23 protein-coding genes are annotated in these 20,727 nt (G+C 53.7%); 20 read left to right on the forward strand and 3 right to left on the reverse strand.

The genetic code is table 11. From position 1 onward, the window contains the following. Positions 1–70 precede the first annotated feature (70 nt). Positions 71–1,537 carry a flagellar hook-length control protein FliK gene (locus FHS72_RS09480; protein ID WP_183528460.1) on the forward strand — a complete coding sequence of 489 codons (1,467 nt, stop codon included), beginning with the start codon at positions 71–73 and terminating at the stop codon, positions 1,535–1,537. 7 nt (positions 1,538–1,544) lie between these two features. Continuing rightward, positions 1,545–2,216: a flagellar hook capping FlgD N-terminal domain-containing protein gene (locus FHS72_RS09485; protein ID WP_183528462.1), complete on the forward strand. Its 672-nt coding sequence runs from the start codon at positions 1,545–1,547 to the stop codon at positions 2,214–2,216. On the opposite strand, the gene ubiB is transcribed toward FHS72_RS09485, so the two are convergent. Further along, a complete protein-coding gene (gene ubiB, locus FHS72_RS09490; RefSeq protein ID WP_183528464.1) occupies positions 2,213–3,742 on the reverse strand; it encodes a 2-polyprenylphenol 6-hydroxylase in 1,530 nt (509 codons plus the stop codon). The two genes, FHS72_RS09485 and ubiB, sit on opposite strands and share 4 nt — an antisense overlap. 1 nt (position 3,743) lies before the next feature. After that, positions 3,744–4,490: a bifunctional demethylmenaquinone methyltransferase/2-methoxy-6-polyprenyl-1,4-benzoquinol methylase UbiE gene (gene ubiE, locus FHS72_RS09495; protein WP_183528466.1), complete on the reverse strand. Its 747-nt coding sequence runs from the start codon at positions 4,488–4,490 to the stop codon at positions 3,744–3,746. Positions 4,491–4,575: 85 nt separating this feature from the next. Here ubiE and mutM point away from each other — a divergent pair, with 85 nt between their 5' ends. From mutM to gyrB, 9 genes are all read left to right on the forward strand, one after another. Next, the gene (gene mutM, locus FHS72_RS09500) at positions 4,576–5,427 is read left to right on the forward strand and encodes a bifunctional DNA-formamidopyrimidine glycosylase/DNA-(apurinic or apyrimidinic site) lyase (RefSeq protein WP_183528468.1); all 852 of its coding nucleotides are present in this window, start codon (positions 4,576–4,578) and stop codon (positions 5,425–5,427) included. Between the two features lie 63 nt (positions 5,428–5,490). Then, positions 5,491–6,267 (forward strand): enoyl-CoA hydratase, encoded by a 777-nt coding sequence (locus FHS72_RS09505; RefSeq protein WP_183528470.1) that lies wholly within the window; start codon positions 5,491–5,493, stop codon positions 6,265–6,267. 175 nt (positions 6,268–6,442) lie between these two features. Continuing rightward, entirely contained in the window at positions 6,443–6,706 is a 264-nt protein-coding gene (gene rpsT / locus FHS72_RS09510) for a 30S ribosomal protein S20 (protein ID WP_183528472.1), read from the forward strand. 581 nt (positions 6,707–7,287) lie between these two features. Continuing rightward, on the forward strand, positions 7,288–8,625 hold the full coding sequence (gene dnaA / locus FHS72_RS09515; protein WP_183528474.1) for a chromosomal replication initiator protein DnaA: 1,338 nt from the start codon (positions 7,288–7,290) through the stop codon (positions 8,623–8,625). Positions 8,626–8,752: 127 nt separating this feature from the next. Continuing rightward, positions 8,753–9,871: a DNA polymerase III subunit beta gene (dnaN, locus tag FHS72_RS09520; protein ID WP_183528476.1), complete on the forward strand. Its 1,119-nt coding sequence runs from the start codon at positions 8,753–8,755 to the stop codon at positions 9,869–9,871. Positions 9,872–9,946: 75 nt separating this feature from the next. Beyond that, a complete protein-coding gene (gene recF / locus FHS72_RS09525; RefSeq protein WP_183528478.1) occupies positions 9,947–11,059 on the forward strand; it encodes a DNA replication/repair protein RecF in 1,113 nt (370 codons plus the stop codon). Further along, positions 11,056–11,505 (forward strand): VOC family protein, encoded by a 450-nt coding sequence (locus tag FHS72_RS09530; RefSeq protein WP_183528480.1) that lies wholly within the window; start codon positions 11,056–11,058, stop codon positions 11,503–11,505. Before recF ends, FHS72_RS09530 begins: the two co-directional genes overlap by 4 nt. Positions 11,506–11,555: 50 nt before the next feature. Continuing rightward, positions 11,556–12,176: a LysE family translocator gene (locus FHS72_RS09535; protein ID WP_183528482.1), complete on the forward strand. Its 621-nt coding sequence runs from the start codon at positions 11,556–11,558 to the stop codon at positions 12,174–12,176. A gap of 79 nt (positions 12,177–12,255) precedes the next feature. After that, the gene (gene gyrB, locus FHS72_RS09540) at positions 12,256–14,673 is read left to right on the forward strand and encodes a DNA topoisomerase (ATP-hydrolyzing) subunit B (RefSeq protein WP_183528484.1); all 2,418 of its coding nucleotides are present in this window, start codon (positions 12,256–12,258) and stop codon (positions 14,671–14,673) included. A 93-nt stretch (positions 14,674–14,766) separates the two neighbouring features. On the opposite strand, the gene FHS72_RS09545 is transcribed toward gyrB, so the two are convergent. Continuing rightward, a complete protein-coding gene (locus FHS72_RS09545; protein WP_183528486.1) occupies positions 14,767–16,113 on the reverse strand; it encodes a FliI/YscN family ATPase in 1,347 nt (448 codons plus the stop codon). Positions 16,114–16,195: 82 nt separating this feature from the next. On the opposite strand from FHS72_RS09545, the gene FHS72_RS09550 reads away from it, so the two are divergent. From FHS72_RS09550 to FHS72_RS09590, 9 genes are read left to right on the forward strand one after another with little or no spacing between them, the layout of a single operon-like run. Beyond that, positions 16,196–16,579, forward strand: coding sequence for a FlgB family protein (locus tag FHS72_RS09550; RefSeq protein WP_183528488.1), 384 nt, complete (start codon positions 16,196–16,198; stop codon positions 16,577–16,579). Positions 16,580–16,582: 3 nt separating this feature from the next. Next, positions 16,583–16,975, forward strand: a complete 393-nt coding sequence (gene flgC / locus FHS72_RS09555; protein WP_183528490.1) for a flagellar basal body rod protein FlgC — start codon at positions 16,583–16,585, stop codon at positions 16,973–16,975. Between the two features lie 12 nt (positions 16,976–16,987). Next, on the forward strand, positions 16,988–17,272 hold the full coding sequence (gene fliE / locus FHS72_RS09560; protein ID WP_183528491.1) for a flagellar hook-basal body complex protein FliE: 285 nt from the start codon (positions 16,988–16,990) through the stop codon (positions 17,270–17,272). Beyond that, positions 17,272–17,541, forward strand: coding sequence for a flagellar biosynthetic protein FliQ (locus tag FHS72_RS09565; RefSeq protein ID WP_183528493.1), 270 nt, complete (start codon positions 17,272–17,274; stop codon positions 17,539–17,541). Before fliE ends, FHS72_RS09565 begins: the two co-directional genes overlap by 1 nt. A 3-nt stretch (positions 17,542–17,544) precedes the next feature. Further along, positions 17,545–18,261: a flagellar hook-basal body complex protein gene (locus FHS72_RS09570; protein ID WP_183528495.1), complete on the forward strand. Its 717-nt coding sequence runs from the start codon at positions 17,545–17,547 to the stop codon at positions 18,259–18,261. A gap of 12 nt (positions 18,262–18,273) precedes the next feature. Beyond that, positions 18,274–19,059, forward strand: coding sequence for a flagellar basal-body rod protein FlgG (gene flgG / locus FHS72_RS09575; RefSeq protein ID WP_183528497.1), 786 nt, complete (start codon positions 18,274–18,276; stop codon positions 19,057–19,059). Next, positions 19,056–19,472 carry a flagellar basal body P-ring formation chaperone FlgA gene (gene flgA / locus FHS72_RS09580; protein ID WP_183528499.1) on the forward strand — a complete coding sequence of 139 codons (417 nt, stop codon included), beginning with the start codon at positions 19,056–19,058 and terminating at the stop codon, positions 19,470–19,472. Before flgG ends, flgA begins: the two co-directional genes overlap by 4 nt. Further along, positions 19,459–20,202, forward strand: a complete 744-nt coding sequence (flgH, locus tag FHS72_RS09585) for a flagellar basal body L-ring protein FlgH (protein ID WP_183528501.1) — start codon at positions 19,459–19,461, stop codon at positions 20,200–20,202. The genes flgA and flgH overlap by 14 nt, the downstream gene beginning before the upstream one ends. Positions 20,203–20,215: 13 nt before the next feature. Next, complete coding sequence (locus tag FHS72_RS09590) at positions 20,216–20,713, forward strand: flagellar basal body-associated protein FliL (RefSeq protein WP_183528503.1); 498 nt, start codon at positions 20,216–20,218, stop codon at positions 20,711–20,713. The last annotated feature ends 14 nt before the right edge of the window (positions 20,714–20,727 follow it).

Genomic DNA, 20,727 nt, shown 5'->3' on the forward strand with positions numbered 1-20,727 from the left:
TATCTGCGACGGCGGTAAAGAATTAGTAATCATCCGCTGTCATATTCGTCGAAACAGGATCGGAGCATCGATGGTGGAAATTCCAATTTTAGCGACGACAGGCAAGCCCGCGCGGCAGGATGTAAACCTGGCCGGTTCAACAGGTCTGGCTGAAGGTGAAGGCGTGGCAAACCTATTCGAACGTCTGGTTTCTACGTCCTCGGCTGATCGGGTGATGTGGCTTGACGAAACGTCTGCGCCAGAAGACGAGATGTTGATTACATTGGATTCCGAACCCGCATCCGCACCCGAACTTGAGGAGATTGAAACAGTTGCTGTGCAGCAGTTGGATTTGGTGAAAATCGAACAAAACTTGCCCGCGCCGAGGCTCGCACCAGTAAGCACGACCGACGTGGAAATCACGAATAAATCGTCGCCGTCTTCTGTGACGCCTTCAGTTATCGGTGTTGAACCCCACTCCCCCACGGAAGCACTGAGATTTGTAGTTCCGCCGCAATCAAATAATCGGATAGATGTCGACCGACGCCCGTCTGAGTCCTCTTTGATTTCTAACGAATCGCGGCTTGCAGTGGCGCAGAAAACCCCAACCGCGTTGCCTCAACCTCAACCTCAACCTGAACCTCAACCTCAAGCGGTAACATTTCCCGTCAATCGGCCGACTATTCAAACCACAGAAACCATCGCTTTAGCATCCTCAAATTTACCCGGTAAAACGGCCGATTTAATTGCAAGAATTGCGACACCACCTCAGTCGACGTCGAATACGCAACCGTTGTTTGTGATGCCTGCTCAGACGTCGTCCACGCAACATGTGGATACTGTAAGCGCACTGCAACTGAAAACCAGTTCACCTAAAATTCCAATACAGGACGATGAAACACCACGCCCCGTAAAATTCGCTCGTGTCGACTTGCCTCGTGAAACGGTTACTCCGGCGCACATAACGACAACGCCAGTTACCCAAAGTTCGGGGGTCGTATCGACACAGATTGCAGGCGGGTTACAGCCGCCGCTGACACCACCACAATCGGGGTCTCGCCGTGAAGGAAAAGAATTGTTGGAGTTTGCCGTGGCAGGCGAACCTAGCACACGACAATCCGTATCGACGACTAGTCCCGTTCAGATAACACCTTCGCACGTTCAAAGCGAAGCGCGTCAGATCGCCCAACAACTTGCGGTACAATTTTCGAAGCAAAGCGATGGCACAACAGTCATTCGTCTCAATCCAGAAGGACTTGGGCATGTTCGTATGACATTGGGTACGACGGACGGCGTAATGACGATGATCGTGGTCGCCGAACGTCCAGAAACCGCTGACATTATGCGCCGCAACATGAATGAGCTCGCGCAGGAATTTCAGTCACTTGGCTACGATAGCCTAAATTTTGAATTTGGTGGCAGTGCAACACCTGAACAGGACGCGGCGAATGTTTCAGGTACGCGCGCAGAAGGTGAATTTGAAGACCCCGAACAACCAGATCACAGGCAAAACGCCCCACAAGATACGGCGATTGGCCGTCTTAACCTAAGGCTTTGAGGATTAAATGGAAATTTCAACTACACAAGTCAATGCAACAACCCAGTCCAGTATTTTGCCTACCGCAACTGCAGGAAGCGAAATCAGTTCTGATTTCGAAACCTTCCTAAAAATGCTCACGGTGCAAATGCAGAACCAAGACCCGTTAAATCCGGTCGACTCATCAGATTATGCCGTGCAATTGGCGACGTTTTCGAACGTTGAGCAGCAGGTTAAAACCAATGATCTGCTTAAAGAGTTGAAGTCTCAGCTTGGGCTCACCGGTATAGCTCAGATGGCTGATTGGGTGGGAAAGCAAGCGCGTGCAGTTGCGCCTGCCCAATTTGATGGTTCGCCGATTACATTGCTGCCGTCGCCAGCGCCGACGGCCACCGAGATCGACATCGTCGTGCATGATTCGGCGGGATACGAGGTGACGCGCTTTACGGCGCCCGCAAAAAGCGATGCAATCGAATGGGCTGGCGTCACGAACGATGGATTTCCGTTTCCGACGGGACAGTATACATTCGAGGTTGAAAGTTACGATGGCGACACGTTGCTCGCAACGACGCAGGCCGCCGTCTATGGGACTGTTCGTGAAGTCCAGAAAAATGCCGATGGCGACACGCATGTGGTCTTTGAAGGAGGCACGGTAGTACCTGCAAGCGACGTGTCAGCGATCCGAGAGGCACACAGTTAGATCGAACTTACGATCCACACCGCGAGCCCCATAATCGCAGCACCGGATACCATCCAAACCGCTGGTCCGAGCTTGATCTTTTGGTCGTCGTCCTGCGCAGGCTTCGATTGCCGAATTATTGCGGCCTCGGCCATCGCGGGCAGGCGTGATCCGTATCGGGACAGGACTACGGCCGTTTTCACTAGATCTTGCATAATGGCTTTGGGGCCAATGCTATCTTTTATGTACGCTTCTACAATGGGGCGTGCATCCTCCCAAATATTCATTTTGGGGTTCATGGATCGCGCGACGCCTTCGACAACAACCATAGTGCGTTGAAGGTGAATCAGCTCTGTACGCGTCTCCATCCCGAATCGTTCGGTTACTTCGAACAGGTAGGACAGCAAGCGGGCCATCGAGATGCGCGTCGCATCCATTCCAAAGATGGGTTCGCCTACAGCACGCAGTGCCCGCGCGAATTCATCGACATCGCGGTTTGCAGGAACATAACCTGCCTCAAAATGAACTTCGGCAACGCGTTTGTAATCGCGGCGGATGAACCCGTAGAGAATCTCGGCGTAGACACGTCGCGTGTATTCATCAATGCGCCCCATGATCCCGAAATCATATGCGATGATATCGCCATTCGCCCCGATTTTCAGGTTCCCTTGGTGCATATCACCGTGGAAATATCCGTCGCGTAAGGCGTGGTTCAGAAACATTTGTAAGACGCGCGTTGATAATTCTTCGCGGTTATGTCCTGCGGCATCGATGGCGTCGTTGTCGCCAGCGTTCACGCCTTCGGCCCAGTCTAGCGTCATGACACGCCGAGCAGACAGGTGCCATCTGACGCGAGGCACCGCAAACCCTGCATCTTCAGCAGTATTATCCGCGAATTCCGATGCCGCAGATGATTCGAGGCGCAAGTCCAGCTCGCCAGACACGACACCTTCGAAATGCGTGATGACCTCCATCGGGCGCAATCGACGTGATGATGGCGACAGAAATTCGATCGCGCGCGCCGCGAAATAGAATGCATCGATATCTTTGCGGAATGCTTTTTCGATGCCGGGACGCAGAACCTTTACGGCGACCGCTTCACCTGTATCGGCCAAGTGTGCTTTGTGAACTTGGGCCAAGGACGCAGCCGCAACGGGTTCCGAAAATGACGAGAACAATTGTTCGACGGTCTGCCCGATTTCCCGTTCAATTTCGTCTTTTGCTTCTTGCATCGAAAACGGCGGTAGCTTGTCTTGTAGGACGCGCAACTGGATCGCCATATCGTTGCCGACAACATCAGGACGGGTCGATAGGATCTGACCGAACTTGATGTAGGCTGGGCCCAAAGCGGTCAATGCACGCGGTACGGGTGGGGTGTTCACGTCACCTTTGTAGCCAAGCCATTGAAACGGCCAAACAATTGCTCTGAAAACGCCCTTGACTAATGGCGGTGCTTCGAGTGCTTCGAGCACGACGTTCATGGCGCCGGTACGTTCGAATGTCGCACCAGTTCGGATCAAGCGGATGATATTGTGAGGGCCGCGCATCTTAGAGTTTCCAACCAGAATGAAGGGCTGCGACGCCCAAGGTCATGTTGCGATATTTCGCGTTCTCAAAGCCAGCCGTTTTGACCATTTCCAAAAAGGTTTCCTGATCGGGAAAGTTGCGGATCGATTCGACGAGGTATTGATAGCTCTCGCTGTCATTCGCGATCAACTTGCCCATGCGCGGGATCACGTTGAACGAATACGCATCGTATGCCGCCTGCATCATTTTGTTCGGTAATTGCGAAAACTCTAGAACCATCAATCGACCGCCCGGACGCAGCACGCGGTAGGCTTCGTTTAATGCTTCTTGGGGGCGGGTGACGTTACGAATGCCAAAGGAAATCGTGTAAACGTCGAAGGTGTTGTCCTCGAACGGTAGCGCCATCGCGTCGCCGACAACCCAATCGAGGTTTGCGGACATGTCTTCGGCTTCGGCGCGCTTGCGGCCTTCGACCAACATTGGCTCGGTTAAATCAAGCACAGTTGCGTGGCCAGAGCCCGCGCGTTTCAGAAAACGGAACGAAATATCGCCCGTTCCGCCCGCCACGTCCAACAGTTTCTGACCGGGGCGTGGGGCTAACCAATCCATCATCGCATCTTTCCAAATGCGGTGGATGCCGACTGACATTACGTCGTTCATGACGTCATATTTAGAGGCGACCGAAGAAAATACGCCCTGCACGCGGCCCGCTTTTTCGTCTTCGCGAACCGTTTCGAACCCAAAATGCGTTGTTTTGTCGTCAGTCATGGGCTTGTCGTCCTCTGTGCTTCGCCCCAAGTATAGGACGCTCATCGCGGCATACACCGTCCGCACCCTATAAGGAAAGTACGCCATGCCCGAATTACCAGAGGTCGAGACAGTGCGTCGCGGTTTGGCGCCTGTTATGGAGGGCGCGGTGATCGCGCAAGCAGACGTAAATCGCCCTGATTTGCGATGGCCGTTTCCTGAAAATATGGCCGGGCGCCTGACGAATCAAAAGGTGCTGGGGCTACGGCGTCGATCTAAATACATTCTCGTTGATCTTGAAGGCGGCGAAAGTCTGTTGATCCACCTTGGCATGTCGGGGCGGATGTTGATTTCCGGCCACAAAACAGGTGATTACCATCACGATCATCCTGTGCCAGCGAAACATGACCACGTCGTTTTACATCTGGATAGTGGTGTGCGGATCACGTTCAATGATGCGCGTCGCTTTGGGGCGATGGATTTACTGCCTACCGTGGGCCAAGAAGATCATTGGTTAATGCGCGATCTGGGGCCAGAGCCACTTGGGAATAACTTCGACGAAGCATACCTTGTTGAGCGTCTAAAGAATCGCAATACACCGATCAAATCCGCCCTTTTGGATCAAAGGATCGTGTCTGGATTGGGTAATATTTACGTTTGCGAAGTGCTGTTTCGTGCTGGCATTCATCCCGCGTGTAAGGCGGGTCAGATCGCTGCTAAACGGGTTTCTGGCCTCGTGCCTATTATTCGTGCCGTTCTTGAAGAGGCCATCGCGGCGGGTGGATCATCCCTAAAAGACTACCGTCAGGCGGACGGCGAATTGGGTTATTTTCAACATGGTTTTCAGGTATATGACCGTGAAGGAGACCCCTGCGTTAACCCTGATTGTACGGCCCAAATCACCCGAATCGTGCAGTCGGGTCGTTCAAGCTTCTTTTGTCCGCAATGCCAAAGATAGCTTGATCCGTAGCAAATACTTCGCCAACAACAGGGGTCAGAGAAACAGCATGGATTGCTTTGCATGGCTTATGAAACGATCAACGTTGATGTGACTGAAAATGTCGCCACCATCACGCTGGACCGCCCAGATGCGCTAAATGCGCTCAATCAAAAACTGCTCGGCGAAGTTTGCACCGCCTTGGAAGATGCTGATAGCAATGACAAAGTGCGCTGCATCATCATCACCGGGTCGAGCAAAGCTTTTGCTGCTGGCGCTGATATCACCGAGATGGCGAACCAGTCTTTCGTCGATATGTTCATGCGTGATTTCTTTACCGCTGAGACCAAACGTTTCAATAACACGCGCAAACCGATTATCGCTGCCGTTGCTGGCTATGCGCTGGGTGGCGGGTGCGAATTGGCGATGATGTGCGACTTTATCATTGCTGGTGACAACGCCAAGTTTGGTCAGCCTGAAATTAACCTTGGTGTCATCGCTGGGATCGGCGGGACACAGCGTCTGACCCGTTTTGTCGGTAAATCCAAGGCGATGGATATGCATCTGACTGGTCGCTTTATGGACGCCGAAGAGGCTGAACGCTCTGGTCTTGTGAGCCGCGTCGTTCCTGTCAAAAAGCTGATGGACGAAGCCCGCGCTGCCGCTGTGAAAATCGGTGAAAAGTCTCAGATCGCAACGATTGCGGCGAAAGACGCGGTTAATCGGTCTTACGAGACGACATTGGCCGAAGGCATTAACTATGAACGTCGTTTGTTCCAGTCGCTTTTCGCAACTGAGGACCAATCCGAAGGCATGGCTGCATTCCAAGAAAAACGCGAAGCGCAGTTCCGCGACAAGTAAGACTACTCGCGGCGTTTAGGGGTTCCTTTCTTGAAGGATTGGCTCTATATGCCGCTTTATAAATGCGTGTGAGGCCCGCTTGGCCAGAATCAGCCGGTTCTAAAACCCGGTCGGGCCGATTGCGCAGACGATATTCAATTGCCCGATCAATGGGCTTAGACATAAGGTACGCATCATGGCGAATACTCCACAGGCTAAAAAACGCGCACGTCAGAACGAAGCACGTTTTGCGATCAACAAAATGCGCCGTTCACGGATCCGCACAGAGCTGCGTAAAGTTGAAGAAGCAATCGCTTCTGGCGACCAAGCAGCAGCAGCGGCAGCACTGAAGGCTGCACAGCCAGAATTGATGCGCGGCGTCACAAAAGGCGTTTTCCACAAAAACACAGTGGCACGCAAAATGTCCCGTCTGTCTTCCCGCGTGAAGTCACTCGCCTAATAAGCGAGACGACGCCTTCGACGGCAGAATCGTTGTCGAAATGTCACCTGCAAGAGCTTATGAAAAGCGCGCCCAATGTGGCGCGCTTTTTCTTTTCCAAGACGCAAATCTAAGCAATTCCAAGGGCTTTGCGCGGGCCGAGAGATTCTTTTCCACAAGGGTCAGAGTCAAGCGCGTTGTTCTGTTGATATGGCACCACTGCGGTTGGTAACTTATCCAAGCGACTCGGGTCGCATGGGGGATACGATGGAAGCCGGACGTTTGTTGCATTAAGAAATACTGCCAATTCGCAACACGACCGCTTCTCATACATCCAAGGTTAAGATGCTTAGGGCAAACTAAGCACCAATGTCAGGTTTGTGTCGACATGATGCCGTATGCGCGGCGCATGTTGTCCGTCCCCTATATTGTACTGTTTGTGGGTCTTACGCTTTTTGGGCGTGACTAAGATTTCACCGCAGAATGCAGATGAAGAGGGCGCTTGTTCTGTGGCAAGCGACGCTTTTTTGTTTGTTTATAATGAGTAATTAATGCGGGCTGTGGGGCCCCGTGACGACAACGACAGTGGGACAACTGAATAGATGACGAATGATACGTGGGCACGTGTAATGGGCGCTTTGAAAGAAGTTCTCGGTGCGAATAGTTTTTCAAATTGGATCGAGCCGCTCGAATTTGGCGGTCTGGCGGGCGGCGTTGCGACGCTGAATGCGCCGACAACTTTCATTGGCAATTACGTCAAACAGAATTTTTCCGACCTGATTATTCACAAATTGCGCGAGGCGGATCAGAACGTTGATCGCCTTAGCTTTGCGGTTAGTGGCGAACGCCGCGCCGCAACAAAAGATGTTCAAACGCCAGCCACTGCCCCACGAAGCGACACGTCGCAGGCCGGTCTTGATAAACGCTTTACGTTTGAAACCTTCGTTGTCGGTAAACCAAACGAACTTGCACATGCCGCTGCGCGCCGCGTCGCCGAAGGTGGTCCGGTTAGCTTTAACCCGCTGTTCCTGTATGGTGGTGTTGGCCTTGGTAAAACGCACTTGATGCACGCCATTGCACACGAATTGCGCAATCAGTCGCCACATATGAACGTGCTTTATCTGTCCGCAGAGCAATTCATGTACCGTTTCATCACGGCGTTACGTGACCGCAAAATGATGGATTTTAAGGACCTGTTCCGTTCTGTCGACATCCTGATGGTCGATGACGTTCAGTTCCTTGCTGGCAAAGACAGCACTCAAGAAGAATTCTTTCACACGTTCAACGCGCTTGTTGATGCCGGCAAGCAGATCATCATTTCTGCTGATCGTGCGCCCGGTGAGATCAAAGATCTGGAAGAGCGGATCAAATCCCGCCTGCAATGTGGTCTGGTTGTTGATCTACACCCGACAGATTACGAACTGCGTCTCGGCGTTTTGCAAGCCAAGGCCGAAGCTTATGCGCCGATGTATCCGGGCATTCAAATGGCCGACGGTGTTTTGGAATTCCTTGCCCACCGGATCAGCACCAACGTGCGTGTTCTCGAAGGTGCGTTGACACGTCTGTTTGCTTTTGCCTCGCTTGTTGGTCGTGAGATTAACCTTGAGTTGACGCAGGATTGTCTTGCCGATGTTCTGAAAGCCTCTGATCGCAAGGTCACAGTTGAGGAAATTCAGCGCAAGGTGTCCGAGCATTACAACATCCGCCTGTCCGATATGATCGGGCCAAAGCGGGTGCGGACCTTGGCGCGTCCTCGTCAGATCGCGATGTATCTTGCGAAAAACATGACGAGTCGGTCATTGCCAGAGATCGGTCGCCGCTTTGGCGGACGCGATCATACAACTGTCATGCACGGCGTGAAAAAGATCGAAGAACTCAAAGCGATCGACAGCCAAATGGCTGATGACGTGGAACTTCTGCGCCGCGCACTGTCAGAATAACGCGCCCACGGCTTGACGCTGCCCTTTAGGGCGGCAACAGTCCAACAAATCGCTTGAGCCTGCCGGGAATTAGAGTAGTTTTTACATCCCGGCGGCAGATAGCACGCCATATTGCGGAGCATGGGACATGAAATTCAGTATCGAACGGGCAGCATTGCTGAAGGCCGTGGCACAAGCACAATCCGTGGTTGAGCGCCGCAACACAATTCCGATCCTCGCAAACGTGTTGATCGAAGCAAATGGTGACGACGTCATGTTCCGCGCAACCGACCTCGACATCGAAGTCGTGGACAAAGCGCCAGCCAAAGTTGAACGGGCAGGGGCCACGACGGTTTCGGCTGTGACGCTGAACGAAATCGTTCGCAAATTGCCTGACGGTTCGTTGGTCACATTGACCGAAGACGGCGCATCAGGACGTTTGACGATCGAAGCGGGCCGCTCGAATTTCTCATTGGCGACGTTGCCAAAAGAAGACTTCCCCGTGATGGCGTCGTCCGAATATGCCGCGAACTTTTCGGCACCAGCCCCTGTGCTGCGCCGCTTGTTTGACAAGGCCAAATTCGCGATCTCGACTGAAGAAACCCGCTACTACCTGAACGGTGTCTACATGCACGTGTCCGAGGCAGATGGCGGCAAGGTGCTGCGTTGCGTGGCAACGGACGGTCACCGCCTCGCACGGATCGACGCCGCACTACCTGAAGGCGCTGCCGACATGGCTGGCGTGATCGTGCCGCGTAAAACCGTGGGCGAGTTGCGCAAACTGCTCGACGACGACGAAATGCAGATCGCTGTATCTGTGTCCGAGACGAAAATTCGTTTTGCGACGCCGACAATCACACTGACGTCAAAAGTCATCGACGGCACGTTCCCTGATTACACGCGGGTTATCCCGACGGGAAACACGCGCAAGCTGGAAGTTGACGCCGCTGAATTTGCTAAGGCCGTTGACCGCGTTGCTACCGTATCGTCGGAACGGTCGCGTGCCGTGAAATTGTCGTTGGATGAAGACCGTTTGATATTGTCCGTGAACGCCCCTGATAGCGGCGCTGCGGAAGAAGAACTGGCGGTTTCTTACGGTGATGAGCGTTTGGAAATCGGCTTTAATGCCAAATACTTGCTCGAAATCGCAAGCCAGGTAGATCGCGAAAACGCTGTGTTCCTGTTCAATTCTTCGGGCGATCCAACGTTGATGCGCGAAGGCAATGACACGTCAGCCATCTACGTTGTTATGCCGATGCGTGTTTAACGCAGACAATTTTTGATAAATTGTTTTCCCGACAGGCTTTTGCAGAAAAGTCCGCGGCGATGGTAACTTAGGATAATGCTCGCGCTTTCTGAACTGACTCTGTCTCACTTTCGCTCGCACCGTCGGGCTGTGCTAGAGGTCGATGCGCGGCCTATCGCGATCTATGGTGGAAATGGCGCGGGCAAGACGAACCTGATCGAAGCAGTGTCGATGCTATCGCCCGGGCGTGGTTTGCGTCGCGCTGCGATGGATGACTTGATCCGCCGACCTGAATCGCTGGGTTGGAAGGTCACATCAGTCCTGCAATCGCTCAACCAGACGCATGAAATCAGCACATTTGCCGAGCCGTCGCAGTCACGCCAAGTCAAAATAGATGACAAGACATCGCCGCAAACGGCACTTGGCCGTATCGCGCGGATTCTGTGGTTGGTCCCATCGATGGATCGCCTTTGGATCGAAGGGGCTGACGGTCGGCGGCGTTTTCTGGATCGCGCAACGCTCAGTTTTACACCGTCCCACGCCGAGGCCGTGCTGTCCTATGAAAAGGCGATGCGTGAACGAAACCGGTTGCTGAAAGACATGGTGCGCGACCCGCATTGGTATGTGGCGCTGGAACGGCAGATGGCGGAATCCGGTGCGGTCATCCACGCTAACCGGACCGCGACCATTAATGAGTTGAACGGCGCGCAGGCAATTGCAACGACTGGTTTTCCAACGGCTGAGTTGTCGTTAATCCATCCTGATGGCGGGTGCGAGGCACCTGATGATCCGATTGCGCTTGCCTTAACCTTTGCGAACAATCGCGCCCGCGATCTTGCCGCCGGACGCGCATTACACGGTCCACACCGTGCTGACTTGGGCGCGCGATACGCGGAAAAGGACGCTCTTGCCAAAGATTGCTCAACTGGCGAACAAAAGGCATTGCTGATTTCGCTCATCCTCGCCAATGCACGCGCGCTGACCCGCGATTTAGGGGCGCCCCCGATCTTATTGCTGGACGAAGTCGCGGCACACCTTGACGCGAACCGCCGCGCGGCCCTCTATGATGAAATATGCACGCTCGGCGCGCAGGCGTGGATGACTGGCACCGGCGCAGAGTTGTTTTCCGAACTCGGTAGTCGTGCCCAGTATGTCGAAGTCGGCGATGAAACCGGCGCATCAACCGTGACCCAAAGGACCGCACCATGACCCAGTTTCCGGCACAACGTGCAACGCTGATTACCCTTGGTGTCGCTGATCTGGATCGTGCAAAGGCGTTTTATGCCGCACTTGGTTGGACGCCCAAAGAGGACCTGCCCGAAGTCGCATTTTACCAGATCAACGGCATGGCGCTTGGACTATTCGGGCTGAAAAACCTTGCCAAAGATCAAGGTCGCCCTGATGCCGCGCTTGGCGTTGGGGGGATGACGCTAGGACAGAATTTTGAAACCGAAGCGGATGTTGATGCGGCCTATGCACTTGCGCTGAAAGCCGGTGCGACTGCGTTAAAGGCCCCCGAAAAGGTTTTTTGGGGCGGATATTCCGGTTATTATTCAGATCCCGACGGACATGTTTGGGAAGTCGCAATGAATCCGTTCTGGCCGTTAAACGACGATGGCAGTTTAACCTTGCCTGACAGGCCAAATGCTGCGTGATATGCGCGACCACTTGTTGATCCTTTCAACCCGCAAGGGCGCGCAGTTTGATGACACTCTCGATTTCTGACCTGCTGCTTTATGCAGGAGCATTGTTCGTTCTTTTCCTCACGCCCGGACCCGTCTGGGTCGCGTTGATCGCACGCACGTTGTCGGGCGGGTTTCACGGGGCGTGGCCATTGGCATTGGGTGTTGTTATCGGCGATGTACTTTGGCCGCTTGTCGCGATCTTTGGCTTAACGTGGTTAATTTCACTTTACGGGGGTATCCTCGAAGCGATTGGCTGGATCGCTTGCCTCATGTTTATTGTGATGGGTGTGCTGCTGATCCGTCATGCGGACAAAACCATCGCGAGCGATAGCAGGCTCACGCGTCCTGGCAGGTGGGCGGGCTTTCTTGCTGGGCTGGCCGTGATCATCGGCAATCCGAAAGCCGTTTTATTCTACATGGGCATGCTGCCCGGTTTCTTTGATCTCTCGTCGGTCACGGCATACGATATCGCGGCGATCTGTACTTTATCGTTCGTGGTGCCGCTGATCGGGAACCTCATTCTGGCGACATTTATCGGCAAAGCACGCGCACTTTTGACGTCTCCGACAGCCTTAAAGCGGACCAACATCATCGCTGGTTTCCTGCTGATCGGCGTGGGGCTTGTGATCCCTTTCGTCTGACACAAAATGTAGCGGCTAACGCGTGACAACCCCCTGAAAAAAGCATATATTTGGGGGGTAAATACACGGGAAAACACACATGTCTGACGACCAGCCGAATAATGCTGAATATGGCGCCGATTCCATCAAGGTTCTCAAGGGCTTAGATGCGGTTCGCAAGCGGCCTGGCATGTATATCGGGGACACCGATGATGGCTCTGGCCTGCACCATATGGTCTACGAGGCGGTGGATAACGGTATCGACGAAGCGCTCGCTGGTCACGCCGATCATGTGAGCGTCACGATCCACGCCGATAGCTCTATTTCTGTCTACGATAACGGTCGCGGTATTCCCGTCGATATGCACAAAGAAGAAGGCATGTCAGCCGCAGAGGTCATCATGACCCAGCTGCACGCTGGTGGTAAATTCGATAGCAATTCATACAAAGTATCGGGCGGTTTGCACGGCGTTGGTATTTCGGTTGTGAACGCCTTGTCTGACTGGCTGGAACTGCGCATTTGGCGCAATGACAAAGAACATTACTGCCGATTTGAAGACTCTGTCACGGCCAAATCGCTAGAGATCGTCGGACCTGCAAATGGCCGTAAGGGCACAGAAGTTCGTTTTCTTGCGTCGACCGAGACTTTCTCGAACCTTGAGTATTCGTTCGACACGCTCGAAAAGCGTTTGCGGGAATTGGCGTTTCTGAACTCTGGTGTGCGTATCATTCTGAAAGATGAACGCCCCGCAGAGCCGTTGGAAACCAATCTTTTCTACGACGGCGGTGTGAAAGAGTTCGTGAAATACCTCGACCGTTCGAAAACCGCAGTCATGGATGAGCCGATCTATGTGGTTGGTGAAAAAGACGACATCGGCGTCGAAGTCGCGATGTGGTGGAACGATAGTTACAACGAAATGGTGCTGCCGTTTACCAACAATATCCCACAACGCGACGGCGGCACGCATATGGCGGGCTTTCGCGGTGCGTTGACGCGAACCATTAACAATTACGCGCAAAGCTCTGGCATCGCGAAGAAAGAAAAAGTCAGTTTCACAGGTGACGATGCCCGTGAAGGTCTGACTTGTGTTCTGTCCGTTAAGGTTCCTGATCCGAAATTCTCTTCACAAACCAAAGATAAGCTTGTCTCGTCCGAGGTCCGCCCCGCGGTGGAATCTCTCGTCGGGGAAAAACTGTCCGAATGGTTTGAAGAGAACCCACAGCAAGCCAAGCAAATTGTCGGTAAAATCGTAGAAGCCGCCTTGGCCCGCGAAGCTGCGCGCAAGGCACGCGATCTGACACGCCGCAAAAACCCGATGGATGTGAACTTTCTCGCTGGAAAGCTCAAGGATTGCTCTGAAAAAGACCCATCCAAAACCGAAGTCTTCCTCGTGGAGGGTGATTCCGCTGGTGGGTCCGCCCAAACGGGCCGTGACCGTCAAACACAGGCGATCCTACCGCTGAAGGGTAAGATCCTGAACGTTGAACGTGCGCGTTTCGACAGGATGCTCGGCAGCCAAGAAATTGGTAACCTTGTTATGGCGCTGGGTACGGGTATCGGGCGCGACGAATTCAACATCAGCAAATTGCGTTACCATAAGGTCGTCATCATGACCGACGCGGACGTTGATGGGGCGCATATTCGGACGCTGCTGTTAACTTTCTTCTTCCGGCAAATGCCTGAACTGATCGAAGGCGGATACCTCTATATCGCGCAGCCACCACTATACAAAGTGTCGCGCGGCAAATCCGAAGTTTACCTGAAAGATCAGGCCGAAATGGAAGGTTATTTGATCGATCAAGGCACTGAGGGCGCGATCCTGCGTCAAGGTAACGGTGAAGAAATCAGCGGTGCTGACCTGAAACGTGTTGTTGAGGAAGCGCGGCAGCTCAAGCGGGTTTTGGATGCGTTTCCAACGCATTACCCACGCCACATTCTTGAGCAAGCCGCCATTGCGGGCGCATTTGTGCCTGGTGTCGTTGACAGTGATCTGCAAGGCACCGCCGACCGCGTCGCGAAACGACTCGATCTGATCGCGCTCGAATGGGAACGCGGTTGGGCTGGTCGGATCACGCAAGATAAAGGCATGCGTCTTGCCCGCATTCTGCGCGGCGTCGAAGAGGTCCGCACGCTTGACGGTGTCATGCTCCGGTCCGGCGAATCGAGACGCACGGGAACGTTCACGCAATCGCTGCAAGACGTCTATAATCTGCCTGCAACGCTCGTCCGCAAAGATCGGTCTCAAGCGATCTACGGCCCGCTCGACTTGTTGGGTGCAATCCTTGAAGAAGGCGAAAAAGGACTGTCTTACCAACGGTATAAAGGTCTGGGCGAGATGAACCCCGATCAGCTGTGGGAAACGACGCTTGACCCTGACGCGCGGACATTGCTGCAGGTTAAGGTCGAAGATTTGGCCGAAGCCGATGATTTGTTCACAAAGCTGATGGGCGATGTGGTCGAACCACGGCGCGAATTCATTCAAAATAATGCGTTGAACGTGGAAAACCTGGACTTTTAACGTCAGATTAATTGCCGAAATAACCGCGCGACCCGTAAGGGTTTGCGCGGTTTTTAGCAATTCAAATTTGTTCGCGAAGTCGTCTAAGTCTCATCAGCCTCCAGCACCCACAGCCCGGTTCAACATACTGTCAGGCATTGTACGGTTTAACGCATCGAAATGCGATTTGATGCCTCGGCTGTCACGAACCGCTAGAAACGTTTCAAGCGCGTCGTGGCTTTTGATAGCGTCGTCGACCTTTGGGTCTGATCCTTTTACATATAGCCCCGCTTGGATCATCAACTCTGCATTCTTGTAGTTGCCAAGATGCTCGCGTGCCTTGGAGATCAGCGCATTCTCGTGGCGTTCAGCTGCCGCTGGCAGCGAACGGGACACTGATTTTAGGACGTCAATTGCCGGAAAACGCCCGCGTTCTGCGATTTCTCGGTCCATTACAATGTGCCCGTCAAGTATGCCTCGCATAATGTCTGCGACGGGTTCTTCCATGTCGGACCCTGACACGAGCACGGAAAATACCGCCGTGATGTCGCCTGTGTCTTTGGTCCCGGGCCCTGCGCGTTCGCACAGGCTGGCGATTGCGGGCACCATCGATGCGGGGTAGCCGCGCAGTGATGCCTCTTCTCCGGCGGCGATCGCGACCTCGCGGTGGGCTTCGCAAAACCGTGTCATCGAATCGGCAAATAGCACGACATGTAATCCTTGATCGCGGAAATGTTCTGCGACTGCCATGGCGGCGAGGGCGCAGCGGCGTCGGATTTGCGGTGCGCGATCTGATGTCGCCGCGACAATTATTGAACGCGCCATACCTTCGGGTCCAAGCACATTTTCGATGAAATGAACCAGCTCACGTCCCCTTTCACCGATCAGCGCGATCACAATCAAATCGGCAGTGGCGCTTTGCGCAAGGTCCGCGATCAACGTCGATTTCCCGACGCCAGAGCCTGCAAAGAGCCCGATCCGTTGTCCCTTAACGAGTGGTAAAAAGGTGTTGAAAATTGCCAGCGAAGTCTCCAGCCGTTCGCCCATCTGTCGTCGTGTGTGCGCTGGGGGTGGGCCGCGACGCAAAGGCACGGCGTGTTTACCTTGAAGGATCGGTGCGCCGTCCAGCGGTTCGCCGTTGGGGTCGATCACACGCCCGATCCAACTTTCATCGGGGGCAAATCGAATTGGTTTATGCAAATGGACAGCGTCGTTTAACTTGATTCCCTCCATCGTTTCTTCGACCAGAATTGTGGCGATTCCGTCGCCGAGTTGGATGATTTCACCCGAAATTTTGCGTGATCCCGCATAAATCGAAACTGGATCACCTAATCCTGCGATTTGCGAAATCCCGGACACATGTGCCACTGCGCCGTTGATTTCTTCAATTCTTCCAATGGGATGGATCGGTGACAGTGCTTGAATTGAGGCCGTTACTTTTTCGATAAACGTGATGTTCATCGTGTTCCTTTCGGTTTGAGACAACTTCTTTTTAAGGAATCACCGTTAAAGCTTTGTTGAAGTCACACGAGGGAGAACCCCGATGTATCAAAATCTTGAACTATTTCAGACCGCCGGTGCGATGGCGCGACATGCGGGTAGCCGTCAGGCTGTTGTTGCGCAAAACATTGCAAATGCGGACACACCTAATTTTCGCGCGTTAGAAATGTCTTCGTTTGCGAAGACAGTAGAGCAAAATCCAGCGACGAGCATGAAGGCGACGCGCGCCAGCCATTTGAACGGTGTTGCAGCCGCGCAAGCGCAGGTCAATCCAACTGAATCCCGTGCAGAGCCCGCGCCGAATGGCAATTCCGTCTCGATTGAAGACGAGATGCTGCGGTCTGTTGAAGTCTCGCGAGAACATTCTCGTGCGCTTGCGATCTACCGTCACGGCATGACGGTTCTGCGCACGACGTTAGGGAGATAGATCATGGCATATGATTTTTCCGACGCAATGTCAGTCGCGTCTAGCGGCATGAAAGCGCAAGCGAACAGACTGCGCCATGTCTCTGAAAACATCGCGAATACCGACACGCCCGGATATCGCCGCAAAACGGTTTCCTTCGAAGAAACGGTACGCGGTCCGGCGCAAGGCAGCGTTTCTGTAGGGAATGTGCGTCTGGATCAAAGTGAACTGAGTCAGGTGTTCGATCCGAACCACCCTATGGCGAACGACAACGGATATTATGACGGGTCGAATGTGAACCTGATCATCGAAATCGCTGACGCGCGAGAGGCGCAGCGTAGTTATGAGGCCAATCTCAAAATGTTCGATCAAGTACGTCAGATGTCGACGTCTTTGATGGATTTACTCAGAAGATAAGGAATAGTCAGAATGGATATTCGGAATATACTCGCCGCTCAGAATTACGCGGCGACAAAGGCGGTAACAGGCGCAGACCCGGCGGCGATGGGCGGGGCGGTGTTCGATGGCGCTAAAGATTTTATTTCAACGTTACAACAAAGCGAAGCAACGGCTGTTTCCGCGATGACGTCAGGCGCTGATCCGCATGCCTTGGTCGAGGCGCTGGCCCAAACGGAACTAGCCGTGCAGTCGGTCGTGGCCGTGCGTGATAAGGTCGTCGAAGCCTATCAAGAGTTGTTGCGGATGCCTCTCTGATGATGTCCGAGGCGCTATTCTACGACACCCTTCGGGAAGGGCTGTGGACCGGTTTTGTCGTGGCCATTCCCATTTTGACCGTGGCGTTAACCGTAGGACTGGCAATCGGCTTGTTCCAAGCGCTGACCTCTATTCAGGAAATGACGCTCACGTTCGTTCCGAAACTCGCGGCGATCATTGCTGTGTTCTGGGGAACCATGAATTTCATGTCAGAGACGTTGGTCAGCTTTTTCCAAGCCACATTAATACCGGTCATCATCGGAGGATAAGTCATGGATAACGCAACATATACCGCACTGACCCGACAGTCAGGTCTCGCAAATGAGATGCGCGTCGTGGCGAACAACATTGCCAACGCATCGACGACCGGATTTCGGGCCGAGGGTGTTATCTTTTCAGAATACGTGAATGCTTTGGGCAATGACCACGACTCGTTATCGATGGCGACCGCTCGTGTGCGCGACACCATGGAGGCGCAAGGTGCGTTAAAGCAAACGAACGCGACATTTGATCTCGCAATCGAGGGCGACGGATTTTTCCTGATCCAAACGCCAAACGGCGAGAGATTGACGCGGGCTGGTCATTTTACACCCAACCAAAACGGCGATCTTGTCACGGCTGACGGTTTCCCAGTCCTGGACGCTGGCGGTGCACCGGTGTTCGTTCCAACGGGCGCGGGTCCTGTCGTTATTGGCGCAGACGGGGTGGTCAGCGCTGGTGGTCAGTTGGTCGGGCAGGTCGGGCTTGTCGTACCAAATAATCCGCAGGGCCTGACGCGCGAGGGTGGCACCCGATTTGTGGCTCCCGATGGGTTCGATGTCGCCCCCGATGCGCGTGTCGTTCAAGGTTTTCTCGAAGGCTCGAACGTCAATCCGACACTTGAAATCGCCCGAATGATCGAAGTTCAGCGTGCGTATGAGCTGGGCCAAAGTTTCTTAGATAAAGAGGACGAGCGTATCCGCGCCGTCATGCAGGCCATGGGCCGTTAAAGGAGTATTGATATGCGAGCATTACAAATTGCGGCTGCCGGCATGGCTGCGCAACAAACACGCGTCGAAGTTATTTCCAACAATCTCGCGAACATGAACACGACGGGCTATAACGCGCGGCGTGCCGAATTTGCCGACCTACATTACCAGCAGGTTGCCCGCCCGGGATCAATCAACGCAACTGATGGAACCGTGCTGCCGACCGGCATTCAAATGGGGCTTGGCGTTCGCCCGACTGCGGTCTCTATGATTTTAGCGCAGGGTGCTGTTGCGCAAACCGGCGGTGATCTTGATGTTGCCATCGAAGGGCGCGGTTATCTTGAGATTACGCTACCCAACGGCACTGCGGCGTACACCCGCGATGGCGGGTTGAAGCGGACTGGCGACGGTTTGATCGTGACGTCTGACGGTTTTCCGGTTGTCCCGAACATCACCATTCCAGAGGAAACGCAGTCAATTTCGATCAATGCTGATGGCGAGGTTTACGCGTTCTTTGATGATCGCGTCGAACCAGAGCAGCTGGGTCAATTTAACCTCGCCGGATTTACCAATCCTAAAGGTTTAGAAGCTATTGGGTCCAACATGTTCGTCGAAAGCCCCGCGTCTGGTCCGCCCGCGATATCAGAGCCGGGTGTTGATGGTTTGGGGACCTTTCGGCAGGGGTATTTAGAGGAAAGCTCGGTCGATCCTGTAAAGGAAGTCACCGATTTGATTGAGGCACAGCGTGGTTACGAGTTGAATTCAAAAGTGATCTCAGCAGCAGACCAAATGCTGGGTGCAACGGTGCAAATCCGATGATCAGGCTTAGTGTATTGTTGTTTTTCTGGTCTGTGGCTGCACAAGCCGAGGTTTTAGTCGCAAGCCGGATTATCCCTGCAAATTCAATCATCTCGGCGGACGATATTCAGTTGAGGGATGTCGCATCCGCTGGTGGGGTGGCCGACCCGGATCAGATCGTTGGCATGGAAGCGCGAAAAGCACTGTTCGCAGGACGTCCGATACTTTTGGCTGACGTCGGCAATCCCGCAGTTGTTGAACGCAATCAGATCATCCAACTTGTTTTTAGTCGTTTTGGGCTCGTGATTAAGACGGAAGGTCGCGCAATGGACCGCGCGGCACCCGGCGAAATGATCCGGGTCATGAACCTCGAATCGCGATCATTGGTCACTGCCAAGATTGACAACGCTGGGGTGGCATATGTTTTGCAGTAAGGCAGCGACGTTGTCAGTCGCGGCGATGCTCTTTTTGCTGATGGCCTGTTCTTCGACGCCAATTTCTAGCGCCCCGCCGCTATCCAACCCCACCGCGTCGCTCGAACACACGGCATTCGCGGCATTCCCAACCCCAGCAAGTTTGCCGCCGCAAAGTATGCGAAGCGTATCATCTGCTTCGCTCTGGTCGCGTGAGCGTGGGTCGCTTTTGGGTGATCGCCGCGCTGTCGAAGCTGGTGATATTTTGACTGTCGTGATTGAAATCGACGAAAGCGCCGAGATATCCAACGCCTCGGACCGTTCGCGGTCTGCGTCTCAAGATTTGGGGATACCGCAGCTTTTCGGGTTGCCGCAACGCATTGACGCTAGGGCACCCGAAGGCGCATCGCTGGGCAGTGCGGTTTCAGTTGACTCGCAAGGGACGTCAAACGGCAGCGGTAGTGTGCGACGCAACGAAAAACTGGAACTCCGTGTCGCCGCAGCCGTGGTCGATGTGCTGCCAAACGGCGTCTTGAGTATCGTGGGGAATCAAGAAGTTCGGGTCAATTTTGAGCTGCGAGAGCTGTTGGTGACAGGCTTTGTGCGGCCCGCCGATATTACGCGCCAAAACGAAATCACCTACGACAAAATCGCCTCTGCACGCATTTCTTATGGTGGGCGCGGACAAATTACCGACGTCCAACAACCACGATATGGCCAACAAGCGTTGGAAGCAATTTTACCGTTCTAACGGAGGTACGACTTTGAAACTTCTCATCATTCCACTCATTTGTCTGATTATAGGCACTGGGGCTGGCGTCGGGGCTGGCATTTTCCTTGCGCCGGAGCCAGCGCCAGAAGACGCTATCGTGGAGGAAACTCCTGCCGTTGAGGAACTGACAGAAGAACAGGCGATCGAAATTGCGCGCCAAGAAAATGGTCTCGAATATATCGATTTGAGCAGCCAGTTCATCATACCGCTTTTGGTTGATGGGAGGGTCGATGCGATTGTCGTTTTGGCTATCGGGCTGGAAATCATCGAAGGCACAATGCAAGAGGTCATGCTGAGTGAACCCAAGCTGAGGGCCGCATTCCTGCAGTCACTGTTTAACCATTCCAACAATGGTGGGTTTTCTGGAAACTTCACGGCGTATGCATCGATGGATTCGCTGCGTAGAGAACTGTTGGCCATTGCTCGCAGCGTATCCGGCGACAAGATCACGGACGTCTTAATTCTGGATGTCGTTCGGCAGAACCCGTAGCGAACTCGCGGACC

Origin of the sequence: Yoonia ponticola (assembly GCF_014199395.1) — a bacterium.
GTDB classification, from domain to species: domain Bacteria; phylum Pseudomonadota; class Alphaproteobacteria; order Rhodobacterales; family Rhodobacteraceae; genus Yoonia; species Yoonia ponticola.